This window comes from Acinetobacter lactucae (genome assembly GCF_013344765.1).
GTDB classification, from domain to species: Bacteria; Pseudomonadota; Gammaproteobacteria; order Pseudomonadales; family Moraxellaceae; genus Acinetobacter; species Acinetobacter lactucae_A.
On record NZ_JABVBF010000064.1, the window covers coordinates 1 to 17,160 of the forward strand.

The following is a 17,160-nucleotide window of genomic DNA, read 5'->3' on the forward strand; positions in this document are numbered from 1 at the left end:
AATGAAAGGTGTTGTATTGTTGTGTGGCTTTTAGCAAAGGATGGAACAAACATGTGGTGTTTTAAAAATGGGCAACCCGTTGAGACTATTCCTTTATTAGATCGAGCCTTTCATTATGGAGATGGATGCTTTACCACAATTCGTGTTTTTCAAAATCACATTGAGCTTAAAGAAAGGCACTGGGAACGTCTAAAACTTGCATGTCGAAAACTATCTTTAACTGCGGATTTTGAATTAATCGAACAGAGTTTGCAGCAAATACAAAAGCAAAACCTTGTCCTCAACGGCACTTTAAAAATTGTGATTAGTCGTGGGATAGGTGACCGCGGTTATAGTTTGCCAAAGCATGAAGCAGATATTTATATCTGGTTTTATCCAAAAGCTTTAGAGCCGTTTGTGCCTGACTCTATCCAGTGTGGTGTTTTAAATCAGGCCCTAGGTTTAAGCATGCCAAGCTTGGTTGGGCTTAAATCTTTAAACCGCCTTGAACAGGTATTGCTAAAAAAAGAAGCAGATCAACTCGGGTGGGCTGAAGCATTAGTTACTGATGTACAAGGTTATATTGTTGAAGGAGTCAGTAGTAATTGTTTTATTCGTTTAAATGATAGATGGATTACTCCTGAACTTCGCTATAATGGCGTCCACGGTGTAATGCGGGCGGAAATTTTAGCGCGTATGCAGCACCATGGTATTGCCTGTGAAGTGCGTGTAATAGAGTTAGATGAAGTATCTGAAATACAAAGTCTATTCTTTTGTAATGCTTTAAACCCTATGCGAGTGGTCACTCATTTAGGCGAGAAAACGCTAGATACACAGGCATGCATAGATTTATTTCATATCCTTAACTTAAATCAGATTCATTAATATGCCGAAGCCACCTTTGAATGCGAAAGCAAAAAACGCCAAGAAAAATAACAAGAAACAAGCTCCAAAATTTTCTAAGCGACTGGTTTTAATTGGCCTGTTTATTGTCTTAATTTCTGCTTTTGCTATTTTATGGTCGAGTCTATTTAAAGCTTATCCAATTGAAGGCAAAAAACAGATGTTATCTATTACATCTGGAGAAACTTATTCTGGTTTTATTGATCGTTTGGCAAAAGAAGGCAAAGTTAGCTTTCCTATCATATTGAAGCTTTATCAAAAGTTTATGATTCATGACAGCATGAAAGCTGGTGTTTATGAAATTGAACAAGGAATGAGCGTAAGACAAGTGTTAGAGATGTTATCTGACGCTGATAATGCTCAGATGAACCGTGTTTTGGTGATTGAAGGCACAACTTTTAAGCAGCTTATTACTGCATTAAAAAATGATAAAAACGTAAAAAATACAATATTAGATTTGCCTAATGATCAACTTATGAAAGCGCTTGGGATTCCTTACGATCATCCAGAAGGCTTGTTCGCGCCGAATACTTATTTCTTTGCCAAAGGCGAGACTGACAAGAAAATTCTTACCGATTTATATCATCGTCAAATAAAAGCTCTAGATGCAGCTTGGGCAAATCGCGCAACGAATTTACCTTATAAAGATAAATATGAAGCATTAATTATGGCTTCTATTGTTGAGAAAGAAACAAGTTTAGACAGTGAACTTACACAAGTTTCTGGCGTTTTTGTCCGCCGTTTAAAACTCGGTATGCGTTTACAAACGGATCCAACTGTTATTTACGGAATGGGTAATAACTATAAAGGCAACATTACCCGAGAAGACCTGCGTACTCCAACGCCATATAATACTTATACCATTAATGGTTTACCGCCGACTCCAATTGCTTTGCCAAGCCAAAAAGCAATTGAAGCAGCGTTACATCCAGATGATTCAAATAACATCTATTTTGTGGCGACTGGTAATGGTGGACATAAATTTACGGCAAGCTTGCAAGCACATAATCAAGCTGTGCAGGATTATTTATCCGTGTTGAGATCGAAGAAATAAGGAAAAGAGATGTTTATTAGCTTTGAAGGCACGGAAGGGGTAGGTAAAACTACACTCATTCGAAAAATTCATCAGCATTTTGAAGAGCAAGGCAAACAAGTTGTTTTAACTCGTGAACCGGGTGGTACGCCGTTAGCAGAACAAATCCGTTCAATGCTTTTGGCAGTCAATCATGATGAAAATATGAGTCATGATACCGAGTTACTACTCATTTATGCGGCACGTGCTCAACATTTACAACAGGTTATTTTGCCGGCTCTAGAATCTAATAAAATTGTATTAAGTGACCGTTTTACCGATGCAAGTTTTGCTTATCAATGTTCTGGTCGTGGTTTAAGTCAAGATAAACTACAGCTTTTAAATCAGAACTTTGTTTCGCGCATGCCTGAGGTGACTTTCTGGTTAGATGCACCGATTGAACTTGGTATGAACCGTGCGCGTGAACGTGGGGCATTAGACCGTTTTGAACAAGAAAAGTTAAGTTTCTTTACTAAGGTTCGTGAAGGCTATGAAACCTTATGGAAAGCTGAACCAGAACGTATTAAGCGAATAGATGCAACTCAAAGTCCTGATCAGGTGTTCGAACAGGCATTGCAATATTTAGGATAAGCAATTGAATAAGCCACTCTTATAAAAATGGGAGTGGTTAAAAATGACGTTAATTCTGATTTAAAACGTCATAGAAAAGATCTGCTATTTTCTTATGCTATCTTACATATGATTTTATAGATTGAAGAATAACAAGGATGAAAAGTTCAAAAGAAGAAATCGTGGCATTTCTTGAAAAGGAATTTCCACCCAGTCTTGAACATTGCACGATTGAATCAGTCACACCCAAAGCAGCAGTTGTTTATTATCACGTTGATCAAAGACATCAACGTCCCGGTGGCACCATATCTGGTCCAACCATGATGACTTTAGCCGACTTTGCTTTATATATTGCGATATTAGGTGAGATCGGTATTGTTGGTTTAGCTGTGACGACCAACTTTAATATTAATTTTTTAAGAAAACCCGCGGGTGATCAAGACTTACGTAGTGAATGTAAACTCATGAAGGTCGGAAAGAGCTTGGTTGTTGGGGAAGTCTGGATTTATTCAGTCGGTTTGGATGAACCCGTTGCGCATGTGACCGCGACTTATTCAATCCCACCTCGATCATAAATATCAAACCAAATAAAAAGCACAGCCAGAGCTGTACTTTTTTGTAGAGTAGAAGAATAGCTTAAATATCAGTATTAACTAGGGGCTGTTCTACCGCAAAATTTGGAGGAGTTAAAACGGTTTTACGAATCTCACTCGAAGTTTCCGGATAATCTAGAGTGTAATGTAGGCCACGTGATTCTTTACGTTGCATGGCACAGCGCACAATCATTTCAGATACTAAAACAAGGTTACGCAGCTCGATCAGGTTTTTGCTAACACGATAGTCTTGATAATATTCAGTGATTTCACGCTTTAACATTTCTATACGGTGTAAAGCACGTTCTAAACGTTTTGTAGTTCTGACAATACCAACATAGTTCCACATGGTTGAACGTAACTCATCCCAGTTTTGTAAAATCACCACATCCTCATCTGGATTGGTGACTTGAGAATCATCCCAACTTGGCACTTCTGGTAGTTTTAAATTTTTATCAAATTTACTTTCGATGTCTTTTGCTGCACTCATGCCATAGACGAAGCATTCAAGTAATGAGTTGCTCGCCATACGGTTTGCACCATGTAAGCCAGTATATGACGTTTCACCAATCGCATAGAGACCTTCAATATCCGTCTGGCTATTTGAGTCAACTACAACACCACCACATGTATAGTGGGCTGCTGGCACCACTGGAATCATATCTTTGGTAATGTCGATACCTAACTCAAGCAATCTTGCATAGAGTGTAGGGAAGTGTTCTTTAATAAACTCTGGTGATTTGTGGGTAATGTCTAACCAGACATGACGAATACCGAGACGCTTGATTTCATGGTCAATTGTACGTGCCACAATATCGCGAGGAGCTAATTCTGCACGATCATCAAAACGTAGCATAAAGCGTTCACCATCCGGCAAGCGCAAATAAGCACCTTCACCACGCATAGCTTCGGTAATTAAAAATGAGCGTGCTTGAGGGTGATAAAGACATGTTGGGTGGAACTGATTAAATTCCATATTAGCTACACGGCAACCTGCACGGTAAGCCATGGCAATGCCATCACCCGTAGCAATATCTGGATTAGATGTGTACAGATAAGCTTTCATCGCACCGCCGCAAGCCAGTGCAGTGAATGGTGCAAGGAAGGTATGAACCTTTTCAGTATTTTCATCTAATGCATATAAACCAATGGCACGATTCGCTTGACCGATATGACCTAGTTTATGTGTTGTAATTAAATCAATCGCAATATAGTTTTCAAAAATAGTAATATTTTTACGTTCTTTAGCACGTTCAACCAAAGTGGTTGAAATGGCTTTACCTGTTGCATCAGCAGAATGGATAATGCGACGCTGCGAGTGGCCACCTTCGCGAGTTAAGTGAAGTTGCTCATCTTCATCTAAGGTAAATTGCACGCCTTGCTTTAAAAGAAAATCAACAGAAGGGCGGCCGCCTTCTACGGTATGTTGTACCGCATCCATCTCACATAAATGAGCGCCTGCAATCATAGTGTCATTAATATGCTGTTGAATAGAGTCAGTTTCGTCAAGAACAGCAGCAACACCACCTTGAGCATAGAAGGTACTTGCTTCGGTTAAAGCCGCTTTGGCTAAAACTGCAATATTAAAATGATTTGGTAACGATAAAGCCAGACTTAAACCAGCGCCGCCGCTGCCCACAATAATCACGTCAAAGTGGTGAATTGTCTGTAAATTAGGCATGTCCATTCGCATCAATTTAAAACGTCCGCTAATGACACCGCTTTTTCCCTAAAAAGGCAAGAGCTTAAGCGCTCTAACTCAGAGAAAAATTGCAATTGGCTTAAAAAGTTGCAATGCGTAAAATAATTCTTGTGATGATGTATTACAAATAAACATATTGTTACGCACAACCTCAAAGCGTTGTGATACAACAGTTTTATCCTTATTCTCGTAGACCAATTGTGGGTGAGCACCGAATGAAATCTCGCTATTTACAACAAGGAATGTATGCAGCGGTATTTACAGTTGCTGCTGTTCAGGCAAATGCTGCTGTTGATTTTTCAAACCTCGTTGAACAAGTTAGTCCAGCAGTCGTAAGTGTGAACGTCGTAAAAAAAATGACTCAGGATGAACTGTTGCAGCAGCAAGTACCTGAAATTTTGAAACGTTTCTTTGGTAATCAGGTCATCATTCCGCAACAACAAGGTCCACAAGAAAAGACAGCTTATGGAAGCGCGTTCTTCATTAGTAAAGATGGTTACTTACTAACAAACCACCATGTGATTGAAAATGCCTCTCGTATCAGTATCACTTTAAATGACCGTCGTGAAATTGATGCAACGGTAGTGGGTAGTGATGAGCGTACAGACGTTGCTTTGTTAAAGGTCAATGGAACTAACTATCCAGCTTTACGAGTTGGAAATGTTGATCGTTTACGTGTCGGAGAACCTGTTTTAGCAATTGGTTCACCGTTTGGATTTGATTACTCAGCTTCGGCCGGTATTGTCAGTGCAAAATCACGAAACATGAGCGGTGAAACTTCGGTGCCCTTTATTCAAACTGACGTGGCTTTAAACCCAGGTAACTCTGGTGGTCCATTGTTTAATCAAAATGGTGAAGTGGTCGGGGTCAACTCTCGAATATTTAGTGGTACTGGCGGCTATATGGGCTTGTCTTTCTCTATTCCGATTGATGTAGCAATGGATGTTGCCGACCAGCTTAAAACAAAAGGTAAAGTCACACGCTCTTATCTTGGGGTGATGATGCAAGATATTGACCGAAACCTAGCTGATGCTTACAAATTACCAAAACCTGAAGGTGCTTTAATTACCCAAATTTCTCCGAACTCACCTGCACAAAAAGCAGGACTTAGAGCCGGAGATGTGATTTTAAAACTAAACGGTGCGCCTGTACTCCGTACGAGTGATTTACTGTATGCATTAAACAAAGTACAACCAAATCAAACCGTTCAGTTTGAAGTATTACGTGATGATAAAACACGTAATATTTCAGCAACCTTAACAACTGCACCAGATGAAACACCTGCCACTGGTACACAAGGTGCTGCATCTAAAGGACCTGTTCTAGGCATGAGTATTCGTGATCTAGCTGAACCAGAAAAAAATGCGTTGAACGTGAAAGGCGGTATCTATGTACAAGATGTTCGCCGTGGTGGTTTGGCATCGTTGTCGAATATCATTCCAGGAGATGTGATTATTCAAGTCAACAATAACCAGATTTTAAATAGTCAGGACTTTGCAAAAGTTGTTTCTAACTTACAAAAAAATACGGTAGCACGTGTTGCGATTATTCGTCAGGGACAACGCGCAATGCTTGGTTTACGTATTCAATAAACCTCAACCAAATCAATAAACCACCCTAAAATGGGTGGTTTTTGTTATTTAACTTGAGCGTTTATTAATATCTACCTACACTTATTTCAGTTTTAAATTTAATAAATAAGAGTATTCATTTGTGAGTAGTATTTTTGATTTAGATATTCAGGTGCAGCCACATCACATTGATGCGTTAGGGCATGTGAATAATGTGATGTATGTACAGTGGATGCAAGATGTAGCTGCTGCTCATGTTGAAACCTTAGGAGTCGGGGTAACTAAATACCTCGAGTTAAAACATGCAATGGTCGCGGTTGAGCATCATGTGCAATATCGTAAAGCCGCATTTGAAGGCGAACAAATTGTATTACGCACATGGTTAGATGATATCAACGCTCTTTATTCTTTCCGCCAGTATGTATTTTTTCGTCCCTCAGATCAGGCCGTATTATTTGTTGGAAATACCAAATGGGCATGTATTGAAATTGCTACAGGGCGTCCAAAACGAATGTCGCCAACTTTTACCCATGCATACAAGCCGCTTGACTCAAGCATAAACCCTTACGATTTTACCTTTTCGTATGCTCGATAATTTGAAGACATACGCTTACTTTGACTGTCCTTTTTTAAAACATAAGTACAAAGCTCATGATTATTTTGGATACTTTAAAATATGCATCTGTTATAATCTCACGCAATTTATTTAACCGCTTTGGCTGTGTATTAAAGCAAGCTACATAGCACTCTATATTTTCTCAAGGTAACCCATGGCGCAAGCTAAAAAATCCGTCGATATCAAAAATATACGAAATTTCTCGATTATTGCCCACATTGACCATGGTAAGTCTACATTGGCTGACCGTTTTATTCAGATGTGTGGCGGTCTTCAAGATCGTGAAATGCAAGCTCAAGTCTTGGACTCAATGGAGCTTGAGCGTGAACGTGGGATTACCATTAAAGCCGCTTCCGTCACGCTGTATTACACTCATCCAAATGGTCAGGAATATCAACTGAACTTTATTGATACGCCTGGGCACGTTGACTTCTCGTATGAAGTTTCTCGTTCATTAGCTGCGTGTGAAGGTGCACTATTGGTTGTAGATGCTGCACAAGGCGTTGAAGCTCAATCAGTTGCAAACTGTTATACAGCAATTGAACAAGGTCTCGAAGTTCTTCCTATTCTAAATAAAATTGATTTACCACAGGCTGAACCTGAGCGCGTAATTCATGAAATTGAAGAAATTATCGGGATTGAAGCGACAGATGCACCAACTTGTTCAGCAAAGACTGGCTTAGGTGTTGAAGGTGTACTCGAACGTTTGGTCGATGTTATTCCGGCGCCAGAAGGCGATCGTGAAGCTCCATTACAAGCATTAATTATCGACTCATGGTTTGATAACTACTTAGGTGTAGTTTCTCTTGTTCGTATTAAACAAGGTCGTATCCGTAAGGGCGACAAAATGTTGGTTAAATCGACAGGACAAACTCATCCAGTAACTTCTGTAGGTGTATTTAACCCTAAACATACTGAAACAGATATTCTTGAAGCTGGTGAAGTAGGTTTCGTTATCGCGGGTATTAAAGACATTTTTGGTGCGCCAGTAGGTGACACCATTACTCTTGCTTCTACACCAGACGTTGCAACTTTACCGGGTTTCAAAAAGGTTAAACCGCAAGTATATGCTGGTCTTTTCCCGATTGATGCGAGTGACTTTGAACCATTCCGTGAAGCATTACAAAAATTACAGATCAATGACTCGGCTTTATTCTTTGAACCAGAAAGTTCAGATGCTTTAGGCTTTGGTTTCCGCTGTGGCTTCTTAGGTATGCTGCACATGGAAATTGTACAAGAGCGTTTAGAGCGTGAGTACGATCTTGATCTCATTAGTTCTGCACCTACCGTAATTTATGAAGCATTAACCAAGAAAGGCGAAACGATTTACATCGATAGCCCATCAAAAATGCCGGATGGATCGACTGTAGAAGATTTGCGTGAACCAATTGCTGAATGTCATATTCTTGTTCCTCAAGAATATTTAGGGAACGTAATGACGCTATGTATCGAACGTCGTGGTGTACAAAAAGATATGAAATTCTTGGGTAACCAAGTTTCTATTACTTTTGAAATCCCGATGGCTGAAGTCGTTATGGATTTCTTTGATAGATTAAAGTCATGCTCTCGTGGCTTCGCATCGCTAGACTATAACTTTGTACGTTTTGAAAGTTCATCTTTAGTTAAGGTTGATGTGTTAATTAATAGCGAAAAGGTTGATGCCTTGGCTATGATTTGCCACCGTAATGATGCACGCCATCGTGGTATTGCATTGGTTGAGAAAATGAAAGACTTAATTCCTCGCCAAATGTTCGATGTTGCCATTCAGGCAGCAATCGGTGCGCAAATTATTGCCCGTTCTACCGTAAAAGCGATGCGTAAAAACGTATTGGCAAAATGTTATGGTGGTGACGTTTCGCGTAAGAAAAAACTACTTTCTAAACAAAAAGAAGGTAAGAAACGTATGAAACAAGTGGGAAGTGTTGAAATTCCACAAGAAGCGTTCTTGGCTGTATTGAAAGTAGAAAGATAAGAAATAATGGTGGGGAAGTGATTAATTTCCTTTCCCACTGTAATACAAGCAGCGAGGCTGCGAGTGAGGTCATGTGGATTTTGATTTTAATTTAATTCTTGTTCCGGTTACGCTGATTCTATTTGCAGTGTGGTTGTTAGATAAACTTGTATTAAAACAGCGTGCAAATAAAGGGCGCGGGAACGAAAATTTTGTCATTACATGGGCCTATGACTTTTGGCCGGTTTTAGCTGTAGTACTTGTGCTCCGTTCATTTCTTTATGAACCATTTAATATTCCATCGGATTCTATGGTACCAACTTTAGAAACTGGTGATTTTATTTTGGTTAACAAATTTGATTATGGTGTGCGTTTACCTATCGTTAATAAGAAAATTATTGATGTAGGCGAACCGAAGCGTGGTGATGTAATTGTATTCCGTTATCCACCTCAACCAACAATTAGCTATATTAAACGTGTAATTGGTTTACCTGGTGATCATATTGTTTATGACCATGGGCAATTGATTATTAATGGGCAAAAAGTACCAAAAGTATTAACTCAGTTCAGTCGTGAAAAAGATGTGATGGATACGCCAACGTCTATTTATCATAAAGAGACGATTGGTGAGCATACCTTTACGATGCGTGAGCTTGAAGGCGTAAATGTGGCGCGCCAAGCACCGTTTATCAACTATGTTGAAAATGGTAAATATGCGAACCAAGACGGTTTATATTGGGAAGTGACTGTACCAAAAGGACATTACTTTGCAATGGGTGATAACCGCGATCAAAGTGCAGACAGTCGTTTCTGGGGTTTTGTGCCTGAAGAAAACTTAACAGGACGAGCATTCTATGTGTGGATGCATAAAGAACCGGGCTTACATCTTCCTAACTTTAGCCGAAATGGAAAAATAGATTAAAAACAACCATTAGGAAAAAAAGAAATGCGTAAGGCACAACAGGGTACTTCGTATTTAGCAATTTTATTTGGGGTGGTTATATTTGCAGTTGCAGTAAAAGCTGTACTTGCAGTTTGGCCAGCATATTGGGATGATCGACTGATTAATAATCAGATAGAAGAGCTTTTACAAGAAAGCTCTTCTGAGATCACACCACAAAAATTTGTAACACAAATGGATCAGCGACTCGAAATGAACAATATTCGTGATCTCCACTTTAAAGAGATCGCTCAGGTGTTTAATCAGTCAGGTCTAACGGTCAAAAAGAAATATGAAGTAAGAAAACCTTTCTTATTTAATATTGATTTAGTTTTAACATTTGAGAAGAGTTTTGATAAAACATCAGTTCAAACTAAGTGATCCGCGCTTACTGAGTCGAATCGGATATCAATTTAAACAGCTTGAATTGTTACAGTTAGCTTTGACTCATCGTTCGGTGAGTCATAAATACAATTACGAGCGTTTAGAATTTCTGGGCGATTCATTATTAGGCATGATTATTGCCAATTATCTATATCATGCCTATCCAAATGAAAATGAAGGTCGACTCACGCGTATGCGTGCGACTTTAGTTCGTCAGGAAGCTTTAGGTAAGATTGCAACCGATTTGCAACTTAGTCGGTGTTTAATATTAAGTACAGGCGAGTTGAAATCTGGTGGTCATCATCGTGAGTCAATATTAGCAGATACGGTAGAAGCGATTATTGGTGCAATTTATCTTGATAGTGGTGATCTCAACTTACTTAAAGATATTGTGCTAAAATGGTACATACCCTATTTAGACCATATAGAACCTACGGATCAACTCAAAGATCCGAAATCACGTTTACAAGAGTATCTACAAGCACGTAAAAAACCTCTCCCTGTTTACGAGGTTGTAGATATTCAGGGTGATGCGCCTCATCAGCACTTTAAAGTTGAATGTGTGGTAGATGGTTTACCGAAGATTTATGGTGAGGGTTCAAGTCGTCGTTTTGCCGAGCAGGCAGCAGCGGCGGAAATTTTAAAGTTATTGGAGCAATAACCTGCATGTCGATGCATTCTGATCAAATCAATCCAGATTCAAATGAAAACCAAGATCCTAATAATCTGATTGATCAATTTTTTAGTTCCAAAGGCGTAACAATCCCTTCGGATTTTAAGAGCGGATTTGTGGCGATTGTGGGACGTCCAAATGTGGGTAAATCTACCCTCATGAACCATTTATTGGGTCAAAAACTTTCTATTACTTCACGTAAACCCCAAACAACACGTCATAAAATTATTGGTATCGATTCACGTGAAAAAATGCAGGCGGTATATGTAGATACCCCGGGTATGCATAAAAAAGAAGTGCGCGCTATTAATAAAATGATGAACCGTGCAGCACACTCTGCATTACGTGACGTTAACTTAGTTTTATTTGTTATTGATGCTTATAAGTGGACTCAAAACGACGATTTAGTACTTGAGAAACTCAAGAATGCTGAAATGCCGGTTATTTTAGTCATTAATAAGGCCGATACGTTTGAAGATAAAAGAGAGATTCTTCCTCTCATTCAAGAGCGTGCCAAACTTATGAATTTTGCTGAGATTGTTCCTGTTTCTGCTTTGCGTGGTGCAAATTTGGAACACTTAAGTGAAACGATTGAGAAGTATCTTCCTTATCAACCACCATTGTATTCATTTGATCAGATCACTGACCGCTCTGAACGCTTCTTGGCAAGTGAAATCATCCGCGAAAAAATTATGCGTCAGTTGGGTGAAGAGCTTCCTTATGATTTAACAGTACAAATTGAATCTTTTAAAACGGAAGAGGCGACTGTTAATGAAAAAACTGGTCGTTTAAAACCAGCTTGTACCTATATCGATGCAACGATTTTTGTAGATCGCGCTGGTCAAAAAGCCATTGTGATTGGTGAAAAAGGTGCAAAGCTTAAAACGATTGGTATGGATGCCCGAAAAGACATGGAAAAAATGTTTGAGCAAAAAATTATGCTCACACTTTGGGTAAAAGTGAAGGGTGGTTGGTCTGATGATGAGCGTGCTCTAAAAAGCTTAGGATATAGTGATATCTAAAGGATAAGGATGCTGGTATGAAAACAATTACATCGTTAATTGCTATAGTTGGATGTACATTGATATTACAAGGTTGTGTATATAAGCTTGTAACCGTACCAGTAGGTATCGCCTATAAAACTACTAAAGGTGTAGTTAAAGGTACGGCAGCTGTTGTAGGTGCTGTTATTCCTGACGGTGATGATGAGGATGATAAAAAAGAAAAAGAATCTGAGGAATAGATTCTTTTTATGATGCGTAATGAACTCCTCCATGGATATATGATTCATCACCGTAAGTACCGTGAAAAAAGTCATATTGTGCATCTTTTTACTCAGGAATATGGGCGAGTCGATGGTATTTTAAGACAGACTCCGCCCCCTCAATATCAGCCTATTCGACTACAAGCCACGGGTAAAAGTGAACTAAAGAATTTTACTAAGCTCGAAATATTAAATCAGCCAGTTTTCTTTTTTGGTGATGCTTTTTTTGCCGGATTTTATTTAAATGAAATTGTTCTTAGACTTTGCCCATTAGAAGAGGCAATGCCACAAACTTTTGAACAATATCAGTTAACTCTACTTCAATTACAGCAATTATCTTCGCACGAAAAACCTGATCTTTTTTTGAGACAGATTTTGCGTCAATTCGAACATATTTTACTTCCTGAGCTTGGTTACGCGATTGATTTCTCAATTGATACTCAACAACAGCCAATACAGGCTCACCAGTTTTATCAATTCCAAGTGACCGAAGGTTTTGCACCGGTTGTTCAGGCAAGCCGTTCTTCATTGTCAGGTAAAGCAATTTTATCTATGTTGGATTATGAAGAAGGCCAGGATTTTTCTCACGAACAATTGCAATTATTAGGTAAACTATACCGGCAAATGATTACATCGCTTTTAGGAGATCGTCCCCTAAAAAGTCGACAATTGTGGATTCAAAATACTCAAACTCAATCGTAATTAGGATTTATTTATGGCTGCATTGCTTGGTGTAAACATAGACCATGTTGCTACTTTGAGACAGGCGCGCGGTACTACTTATCCAGATCCTGTAGAAGCTGCTCTTATTTGTGAGCAAGCTGGTGCAGAGGGGATTACTTTGCATTTGCGTGAAGACCGTCGCCATATTCAAGATGACGATGTACGTCGTATGCGTCCATTATTAAAAACGCGTATGAATCTAGAGTTGGCTGTTACTGATGAAATGGTCGAGTTTGCGAAAGAAATTCAGCCGCAGCACGTATGTTTTGTTCCTGAAAGACGTCAAGAAGTAACTACTGAAGGTGGTTTGGACGTCGTTGGTAACTTTGAAAAAGTTAAAGCGGCAACTCAAGCCTTAGCGGCTCTTGGTTGTGACGTATCATTATTTATTGATGCTGATTTAGCTCAAATTGATGCAGCAGTTGCATGTGGCGCACCTACGATTGAGTTGCACACGGGTGCATATGCAGATGCGGAAACAGAGCAAGATCAACAAGCTGAATTGGCGCGTATTATCAAAGGTGTTGAATACGCAGCTTCAAAAGGTTTAGTTGTAAATGCTGGTCACGGCCTTAACCTTAAAAATATTGCGCCAATTGCAGCTATTCCCCAAATTCATGAATTAAACATTGGGCACTCAATTATTGCTGAAAGTGTTTTTGTAGGTCTGGTTCAAGCTGTTAAAGATATGAAAACAGCGATTCAGGCAGCAGGATAGTTGGTTATGTCGAGTATCAATTACGATGAGTTAATGCAACCTGTGGTGGCCTTTTTAGGCTGTCAAACACCAAATGCATGGTTGGATGAAGCAGTCAATAATTTAGATATCTTGATGCAAGATCATGCTAATTGTGAAAAGAAAGCTGCTAGTACGGCAATGAACTTAATGTTCCGCTATAGCTTTTTTCCTGACTTGCAAATAAAGCTTGCTCAACTTGTACGTGAAGAAATGCTTCACTACGAACAAGTACTTGAGCTTATGGCTAAGCGTGGTCAAGAGTGGACTGGTTTAAGTGCCGGGCGTTATGCAGGGGGATTACGTAAAGAGATTCGTACGTATGAGCCTGAAGCTTTAATTGATGTACTCGTCATTGGTGCATTTGTAGAGGCTCGTTCATGTGAACGTTTTTATGCACTTGCTCCGCGTGTAGATGATGAGTTAGGACGTTATTATCGGTACTTGCTTAAATCAGAATCTCGTCATTTTGAAGACTATCTAGCCCTTGCGCTTGATGTGGCAAAAACTGCAAAAATGAAAGATCCTAAAGAAGATATTCAGCAGCGAATTGATCATATTCGTGAGGTTGAAAAGAATTTGATTTTAACACCAGATGATACTTTCCGTTTTCATAGTGGTATTCCTGCTTAGTCTTGGATGCCTCAAGTAAAAAAGTTTACCTTTCACGGTAAACTTTTTTTTATTAGATAAGCATTATCTCTTCGGCTCTAGACACGTCTGCTGTTAGTTTTTTAATGCATATAATTATTTAATAAATATATTTTTTATAGATTTTAATTTTTCTTAAAATTTTTTAAAAAACTTTTATTTTTTTAGGCTAATAATAAATATTGTGTAAATATAAAGGCTGATATGTTCATCATGAGTTCAACTGAAATAGTTGATCATTTCTAAGGATATAAGAATGTTAGCATTAGTTACAGGTGCCTCGGCAGGTTTTGGTTATAGCATTTCAAAAAAGCTGATTGAGTCAGGTTATAACGTTATTGGATGTGGAAGACGAGCAGAAAAGTTAAAAGAATTACAACAAGAACTCGGTGAAAAATTCTATCCGCTCGTATTTGATATGACAGATACAGCAGAAAATATAAATAAAGTATTGCTTGATTTACCAGCCGAATTTCAAATCAGTCAAATTGATTTATTAGTGAATAATGCTGGATTGGCGTTGGGGTTGGAATCAGCAGATAAATCAGATCTAGATGATTGGTACACCATGATTGATACCAATGTTAAAGGGCTTGTTACTGTTACCAGACTAATTTTACCAAGCATGGTGAAGAAAAAATCAGGTTTAATTATTAATATGGGTTCGATTGCAGGTACATATCCATATCCTGGGGGCAATGTGTATGGGGCAACCAAAGCATTTGTGGAACAATTTAGTTTAAACCTTCGTGCTGATCTAGCTGGTACAGGTATTCGAGTGACAAATATTGAACCAGGGTTGTGTGGAGGTACAGAGTTCTCTTTAGTACGTTTTAAAGGTGATCAGGACAAAGTGAATAGCCTATATGATAAAAAGAATCCACTCTTGCCGGAAGATATTGCAAATACGGTAGCGTGGGTTGCTTCACAACCTCCACATATTAATATTAATCGTATTGAAATGATGCCGACCACTCAATCTTTTAATCCTTTAAAAGTGGTTGAAGTGGAATAATAATTTGATAAGAAAATATATTCTTTAGAGTTAGGTTAGAGCGTTAAATCTAACAAAGACTCTAAGAAAAAATTAAATCCTCTATCAGTAGATAGAGGATTTTTTATAGTTATTGATAAATTTATGGCAAAAAAAAGCCCGCTTTAATGCTGCGGGCTTTTTAGTATTTGGCTCTCCCACCTGGGCTCGAACCAGGGACCTGCGGATTAACAGTCCGTCGCTCTACCGACTGAGCTATGGGAGAATCTGCATGCGATTATAAGGAGATTTTGAGAAGGGTCAAGTCTAAATTGTCATGTTTACTTCATTTTTGTGTCGTATGCTTTTTATTTGATCAGTTGAGTCGTGAGTTAAGAAATTACTTGCGCTTTAAAAAATCAATTGCTAGATTCAAACAAGAAGAAGCGTTTGGAGAAATCCAAACAGTGTGGATTTAAACCAACTTGCCAGCACTAAAATGGCTAAATCGGAGATAAGTATGAACACGCTTACGATCACTTCTATTTTTTCAAATTTTGATTTCTATCAACACAATTATCTGAATATCTTAAATCAATCAGAATCTTATTACACACCTGTAGAAGGTGCATGGATTAATGCTTATCCTTTCAAAAAACAGGATTTGTATTTAGGCGATTTATTGCAGCTTTGGTTTAGTTCTAAATGGAATGTGCATAATTCACTTAAAGTTTTAAAAAGCTCGCATCAATTAAATTCTTCTAAGGATTTATATATTTTCCAATTGGAAGGTGAGTTACTGTTGGGTAAAAATAAAATTTTAGCTTGGTCTGCCGAGCATCAAGAAATTATAGAACTTCAACTTAAAAATATTTGGGCACCGTATGTGATTGCACAAACTTGTGAACGTCCAGATAATTCAGATGACTCAATAAAAAAGGCAGCGATTTAAGGCTGCCTTTAATCATTATGGGCGAATAATCATGCAAGTTGCTGTTGCATAGGCATACAGTTTGCCTTCCTCATCAATAATCTTTCCTTCAGAAATACCTAAATTTTTACTTAAATTAATGACTTTGCCTGTCGCAATTAAAGGAAGGTTTTTTGGAATGGGACGGCACATTTTTACGTTAAGGTCGATTGTGCCATAGCCTACACCCGCAGGTAACATCGTATGTATTGCACAGCCAGTTACTGAATCTAGGACTGTGGCAGCAAAACCACCATGCACGCCACCGAGTGGATTTAGATGGTTATGATCTGCTTGGGCTTTAAAAGTAACAGATCCTTCTGAAATTTCAGTAGGTTGCATAGGTATCGTTTTACTAATGCTGGCAGGTGGAATATGGCCTTCAATCATGGCTTGTAAAAATTCAAGGCCAGTCATTTCCATCGGATTTTTCATTTTTGAGTCCTTTAATTTTATAAGTTCTTAAATGGAACTTGTATTTAAATTATGATGTAAAAGTACTATTGTCAAGTTGGGAAAATGAAGTGGTAAGTTCAGTTATAGTTTATAAACTTGTAAATTTTGGTTCAGCAGAATACTTTATAACTCTAAAAATATAAATTTAGTGTGGAAAATAATAATGAACGGTGAATGCCTGTGTGGTGAAACAACTTTTGAAGTTGAATTAAAAAATCATGATGTACATGTTTGTCATTGTTCAATGTGTCGTCGACAAACGAGTGGTGTCATTATGACGATTGATGCTGTCAAAGGTAGTCTTAAATTTAATCAGCAAAAATATCTTAGCGTATTTAACTCTTCTGAATGGGGTGAAAGAGGTTTTTGTAATGCTTGCGGAACAACAATTTTTTGGAGAACAAAAGATCAAAATTACTGCAATATCAATGTA

21 protein-coding genes and 1 tRNA gene are annotated in these 17,160 nt (G+C 38.4%); 19 read left to right on the forward strand and 3 right to left on the reverse strand.

Annotated elements, in window-relative coordinates; all coding sequences use genetic code 11:
* Nucleotides 1–51: 51 nt before the first annotated feature.
* From pabC to HUN22_RS08510, 4 genes are all read left to right on the forward strand, one after another.
* Entirely contained in the window at nt 52–864 is an 813-nt protein-coding gene (gene pabC, locus HUN22_RS08495) for an aminodeoxychorismate lyase (RefSeq protein ID WP_174728083.1), read from the forward strand.
* A gap of 1 nt (nt 865) precedes the next feature.
* The gene (gene mltG / locus HUN22_RS08500) at nt 866–1,936 is read left to right on the forward strand and encodes an endolytic transglycosylase MltG (RefSeq protein WP_174728086.1); all 1,071 of its coding nucleotides are present in this window, start codon (nt 866–868) and stop codon (nt 1,934–1,936) included.
* Between the two features lie 9 nt (nt 1,937–1,945).
* Entirely contained in the window at nt 1,946–2,545 is a 600-nt protein-coding gene (gene tmk, locus HUN22_RS08505) for a dTMP kinase (RefSeq protein WP_057106502.1), read from the forward strand.
* A gap of 137 nt (nt 2,546–2,682) precedes the next feature.
* On the forward strand, nt 2,683–3,099 hold the full coding sequence (locus HUN22_RS08510; RefSeq protein WP_016146122.1) for a PaaI family thioesterase: 417 nt from the start codon (nt 2,683–2,685) through the stop codon (nt 3,097–3,099).
* Between the two features lie 61 nt (nt 3,100–3,160).
* Here the strand turns inward: HUN22_RS08510 and nadB are convergent, their stop codons facing one another.
* Nucleotides 3,161–4,804 carry an L-aspartate oxidase gene (gene nadB / locus HUN22_RS08515; protein ID WP_174728089.1) on the reverse strand — a complete coding sequence of 548 codons (1,644 nt, stop codon included), beginning with the start codon at nt 4,802–4,804 and terminating at the stop codon, nt 3,161–3,163.
* Nucleotides 4,805–5,034: 230 nt separating this feature from the next.
* Between nadB and HUN22_RS08520 the strand changes: the two genes are divergently transcribed.
* The 12 genes from HUN22_RS08520 (at nt 5,035) to HUN22_RS08575 (ending at nt 15,343) form a co-directional block, all read left to right on the forward strand.
* Complete coding sequence (locus HUN22_RS08520) at nt 5,035–6,411, forward strand: Do family serine endopeptidase (protein ID WP_217485497.1); 1,377 nt, start codon at nt 5,035–5,037, stop codon at nt 6,409–6,411.
* Between the two features lie 121 nt (nt 6,412–6,532).
* Nucleotides 6,533–6,985, forward strand: a complete 453-nt coding sequence (locus tag HUN22_RS08525) for an acyl-CoA thioesterase (RefSeq protein ID WP_174728092.1) — start codon at nt 6,533–6,535, stop codon at nt 6,983–6,985.
* A 175-nt stretch (nt 6,986–7,160) separates the two neighbouring features.
* On the forward strand, nt 7,161–8,978 hold the full coding sequence (gene lepA, locus HUN22_RS08530) for a translation elongation factor 4 (protein ID WP_174728095.1): 1,818 nt from the start codon (nt 7,161–7,163) through the stop codon (nt 8,976–8,978).
* Between the two features lie 73 nt (nt 8,979–9,051).
* Nucleotides 9,052–9,879 (forward strand): signal peptidase I, encoded by an 828-nt coding sequence (gene lepB, locus HUN22_RS08535; RefSeq protein WP_005067825.1) that lies wholly within the window; start codon nt 9,052–9,054, stop codon nt 9,877–9,879.
* A 24-nt stretch (nt 9,880–9,903) separates the two neighbouring features.
* Complete coding sequence (locus HUN22_RS08540; RefSeq protein WP_032055219.1) at nt 9,904–10,278, forward strand: DUF4845 domain-containing protein; 375 nt, start codon at nt 9,904–9,906, stop codon at nt 10,276–10,278.
* On the forward strand, nt 10,250–10,942 hold the full coding sequence (gene rnc / locus HUN22_RS08545; RefSeq protein WP_005067830.1) for a ribonuclease III: 693 nt from the start codon (nt 10,250–10,252) through the stop codon (nt 10,940–10,942). The genes HUN22_RS08540 and rnc overlap by 29 nt, the downstream gene beginning before the upstream one ends.
* 11 nt (nt 10,943–10,953) lie before the next feature.
* On the forward strand, nt 10,954–11,976 hold the full coding sequence (gene era / locus HUN22_RS08550) for a GTPase Era (protein ID WP_079381034.1): 1,023 nt from the start codon (nt 10,954–10,956) through the stop codon (nt 11,974–11,976).
* 17 nt (nt 11,977–11,993) lie between these two features.
* A complete protein-coding gene (locus HUN22_RS08555; RefSeq protein ID WP_174728098.1) occupies nt 11,994–12,197 on the forward strand; it encodes an NF038104 family lipoprotein in 204 nt (67 codons plus the stop codon).
* Between the two features lie 9 nt (nt 12,198–12,206).
* Complete coding sequence (gene recO / locus HUN22_RS08560) at nt 12,207–12,920, forward strand: DNA repair protein RecO (protein WP_174728101.1); 714 nt, start codon at nt 12,207–12,209, stop codon at nt 12,918–12,920.
* A gap of 13 nt (nt 12,921–12,933) precedes the next feature.
* The gene (gene pdxJ, locus HUN22_RS08565) at nt 12,934–13,659 is read left to right on the forward strand and encodes a pyridoxine 5'-phosphate synthase (RefSeq protein ID WP_174728104.1); all 726 of its coding nucleotides are present in this window, start codon (nt 12,934–12,936) and stop codon (nt 13,657–13,659) included.
* Between the two features lie 6 nt (nt 13,660–13,665).
* Nucleotides 13,666–14,310 (forward strand): tRNA-(ms[2]io[6]A)-hydroxylase, encoded by a 645-nt coding sequence (locus tag HUN22_RS08570; protein ID WP_174728107.1) that lies wholly within the window; start codon nt 13,666–13,668, stop codon nt 14,308–14,310.
* A 274-nt stretch (nt 14,311–14,584) separates the two neighbouring features.
* Nucleotides 14,585–15,343, forward strand: a complete 759-nt coding sequence (locus HUN22_RS08575; protein WP_174728110.1) for an SDR family oxidoreductase — start codon at nt 14,585–14,587, stop codon at nt 15,341–15,343.
* Nucleotides 15,344–15,511: 168 nt separating this feature from the next.
* On the opposite strand, the gene HUN22_RS08580 is transcribed toward HUN22_RS08575, so the two are convergent.
* Nucleotides 15,512–15,587: transfer RNA gene (locus HUN22_RS08580), tRNA-Asn, on the reverse strand.
* A 46-nt stretch (nt 15,588–15,633) separates the two neighbouring features.
* Between HUN22_RS08580 and HUN22_RS08585 the strand changes: the two genes are divergently transcribed.
* Complete coding sequence (locus tag HUN22_RS08585) at nt 15,634–15,780, forward strand: hypothetical protein (RefSeq protein ID WP_174728126.1); 147 nt, start codon at nt 15,634–15,636, stop codon at nt 15,778–15,780.
* 41 nt (nt 15,781–15,821) lie between these two features.
* The gene (locus HUN22_RS08590) at nt 15,822–16,253 is read left to right on the forward strand and encodes a hypothetical protein (RefSeq protein ID WP_174728113.1); all 432 of its coding nucleotides are present in this window, start codon (nt 15,822–15,824) and stop codon (nt 16,251–16,253) included.
* Nucleotides 16,254–16,268: 15 nt separating this feature from the next.
* On the opposite strand, the gene HUN22_RS08595 is transcribed toward HUN22_RS08590, so the two are convergent.
* Nucleotides 16,269–16,706 (reverse strand): PaaI family thioesterase, encoded by a 438-nt coding sequence (locus HUN22_RS08595; RefSeq protein ID WP_174728117.1) that lies wholly within the window; start codon nt 16,704–16,706, stop codon nt 16,269–16,271.
* 184 nt (nt 16,707–16,890) lie between these two features.
* On the opposite strand from HUN22_RS08595, the gene HUN22_RS08600 reads away from it, so the two are divergent.
* A partial coding sequence (locus HUN22_RS08600; protein WP_174728120.1) for a GFA family protein occupies nt 16,891–17,160 on the forward strand: 270 nt, incomplete at its 3' end.

Excerpts from the sequence above, each read along its gene's own strand:
- pabC (WP_174728083.1), top strand. The coding sequence starts at position 52 with ATGTGGTGTTTTAAAAATGGGCAACCCGTTGAGACTATTCCTTTATTA.
- mltG (WP_174728086.1), top strand. The coding sequence starts at position 866 with ATGCCGAAGCCACCTTTGAATGCGAAAGCAAAAAACGCCAAGAAAAAT.
- tmk (WP_057106502.1), top strand. The coding sequence starts at position 1,946 with ATGTTTATTAGCTTTGAAGGCACGGAAGGGGTAGGTAAAACTACACTC.
- HUN22_RS08510 (WP_016146122.1), top strand. The coding sequence starts at position 2,683 with ATGAAAAGTTCAAAAGAAGAAATCGTGGCATTTCTTGAAAAGGAATTT.
- nadB (WP_174728089.1), bottom strand. The coding sequence starts at position 4,804 with ATGGACATGCCTAATTTACAGACAATTCACCACTTTGACGTGATTATT.
- HUN22_RS08520 (WP_217485497.1), top strand. The coding sequence starts at position 5,035 with ATGAAATCTCGCTATTTACAACAAGGAATGTATGCAGCGGTATTTACA.
- lepA (WP_174728095.1), top strand. The coding sequence starts at position 7,161 with ATGGCGCAAGCTAAAAAATCCGTCGATATCAAAAATATACGAAATTTC.
- HUN22_RS08540 (WP_032055219.1), top strand. The coding sequence starts at position 9,904 with ATGCGTAAGGCACAACAGGGTACTTCGTATTTAGCAATTTTATTTGGG.
- era (WP_079381034.1), top strand. The coding sequence starts at position 10,954 with ATGCATTCTGATCAAATCAATCCAGATTCAAATGAAAACCAAGATCCT.
- HUN22_RS08555 (WP_174728098.1), top strand. The coding sequence starts at position 11,994 with ATGAAAACAATTACATCGTTAATTGCTATAGTTGGATGTACATTGATA.
- recO (WP_174728101.1), top strand. The coding sequence starts at position 12,207 with ATGATGCGTAATGAACTCCTCCATGGATATATGATTCATCACCGTAAG.
- pdxJ (WP_174728104.1), top strand. The coding sequence starts at position 12,934 with ATGGCTGCATTGCTTGGTGTAAACATAGACCATGTTGCTACTTTGAGA.
- HUN22_RS08570 (WP_174728107.1), top strand. The coding sequence starts at position 13,666 with ATGTCGAGTATCAATTACGATGAGTTAATGCAACCTGTGGTGGCCTTT.
- HUN22_RS08575 (WP_174728110.1), top strand. The coding sequence starts at position 14,585 with ATGTTAGCATTAGTTACAGGTGCCTCGGCAGGTTTTGGTTATAGCATT.
- HUN22_RS08590 (WP_174728113.1), top strand. The coding sequence starts at position 15,822 with ATGAACACGCTTACGATCACTTCTATTTTTTCAAATTTTGATTTCTAT.
- HUN22_RS08595 (WP_174728117.1), bottom strand. The coding sequence starts at position 16,706 with ATGAAAAATCCGATGGAAATGACTGGCCTTGAATTTTTACAAGCCATG.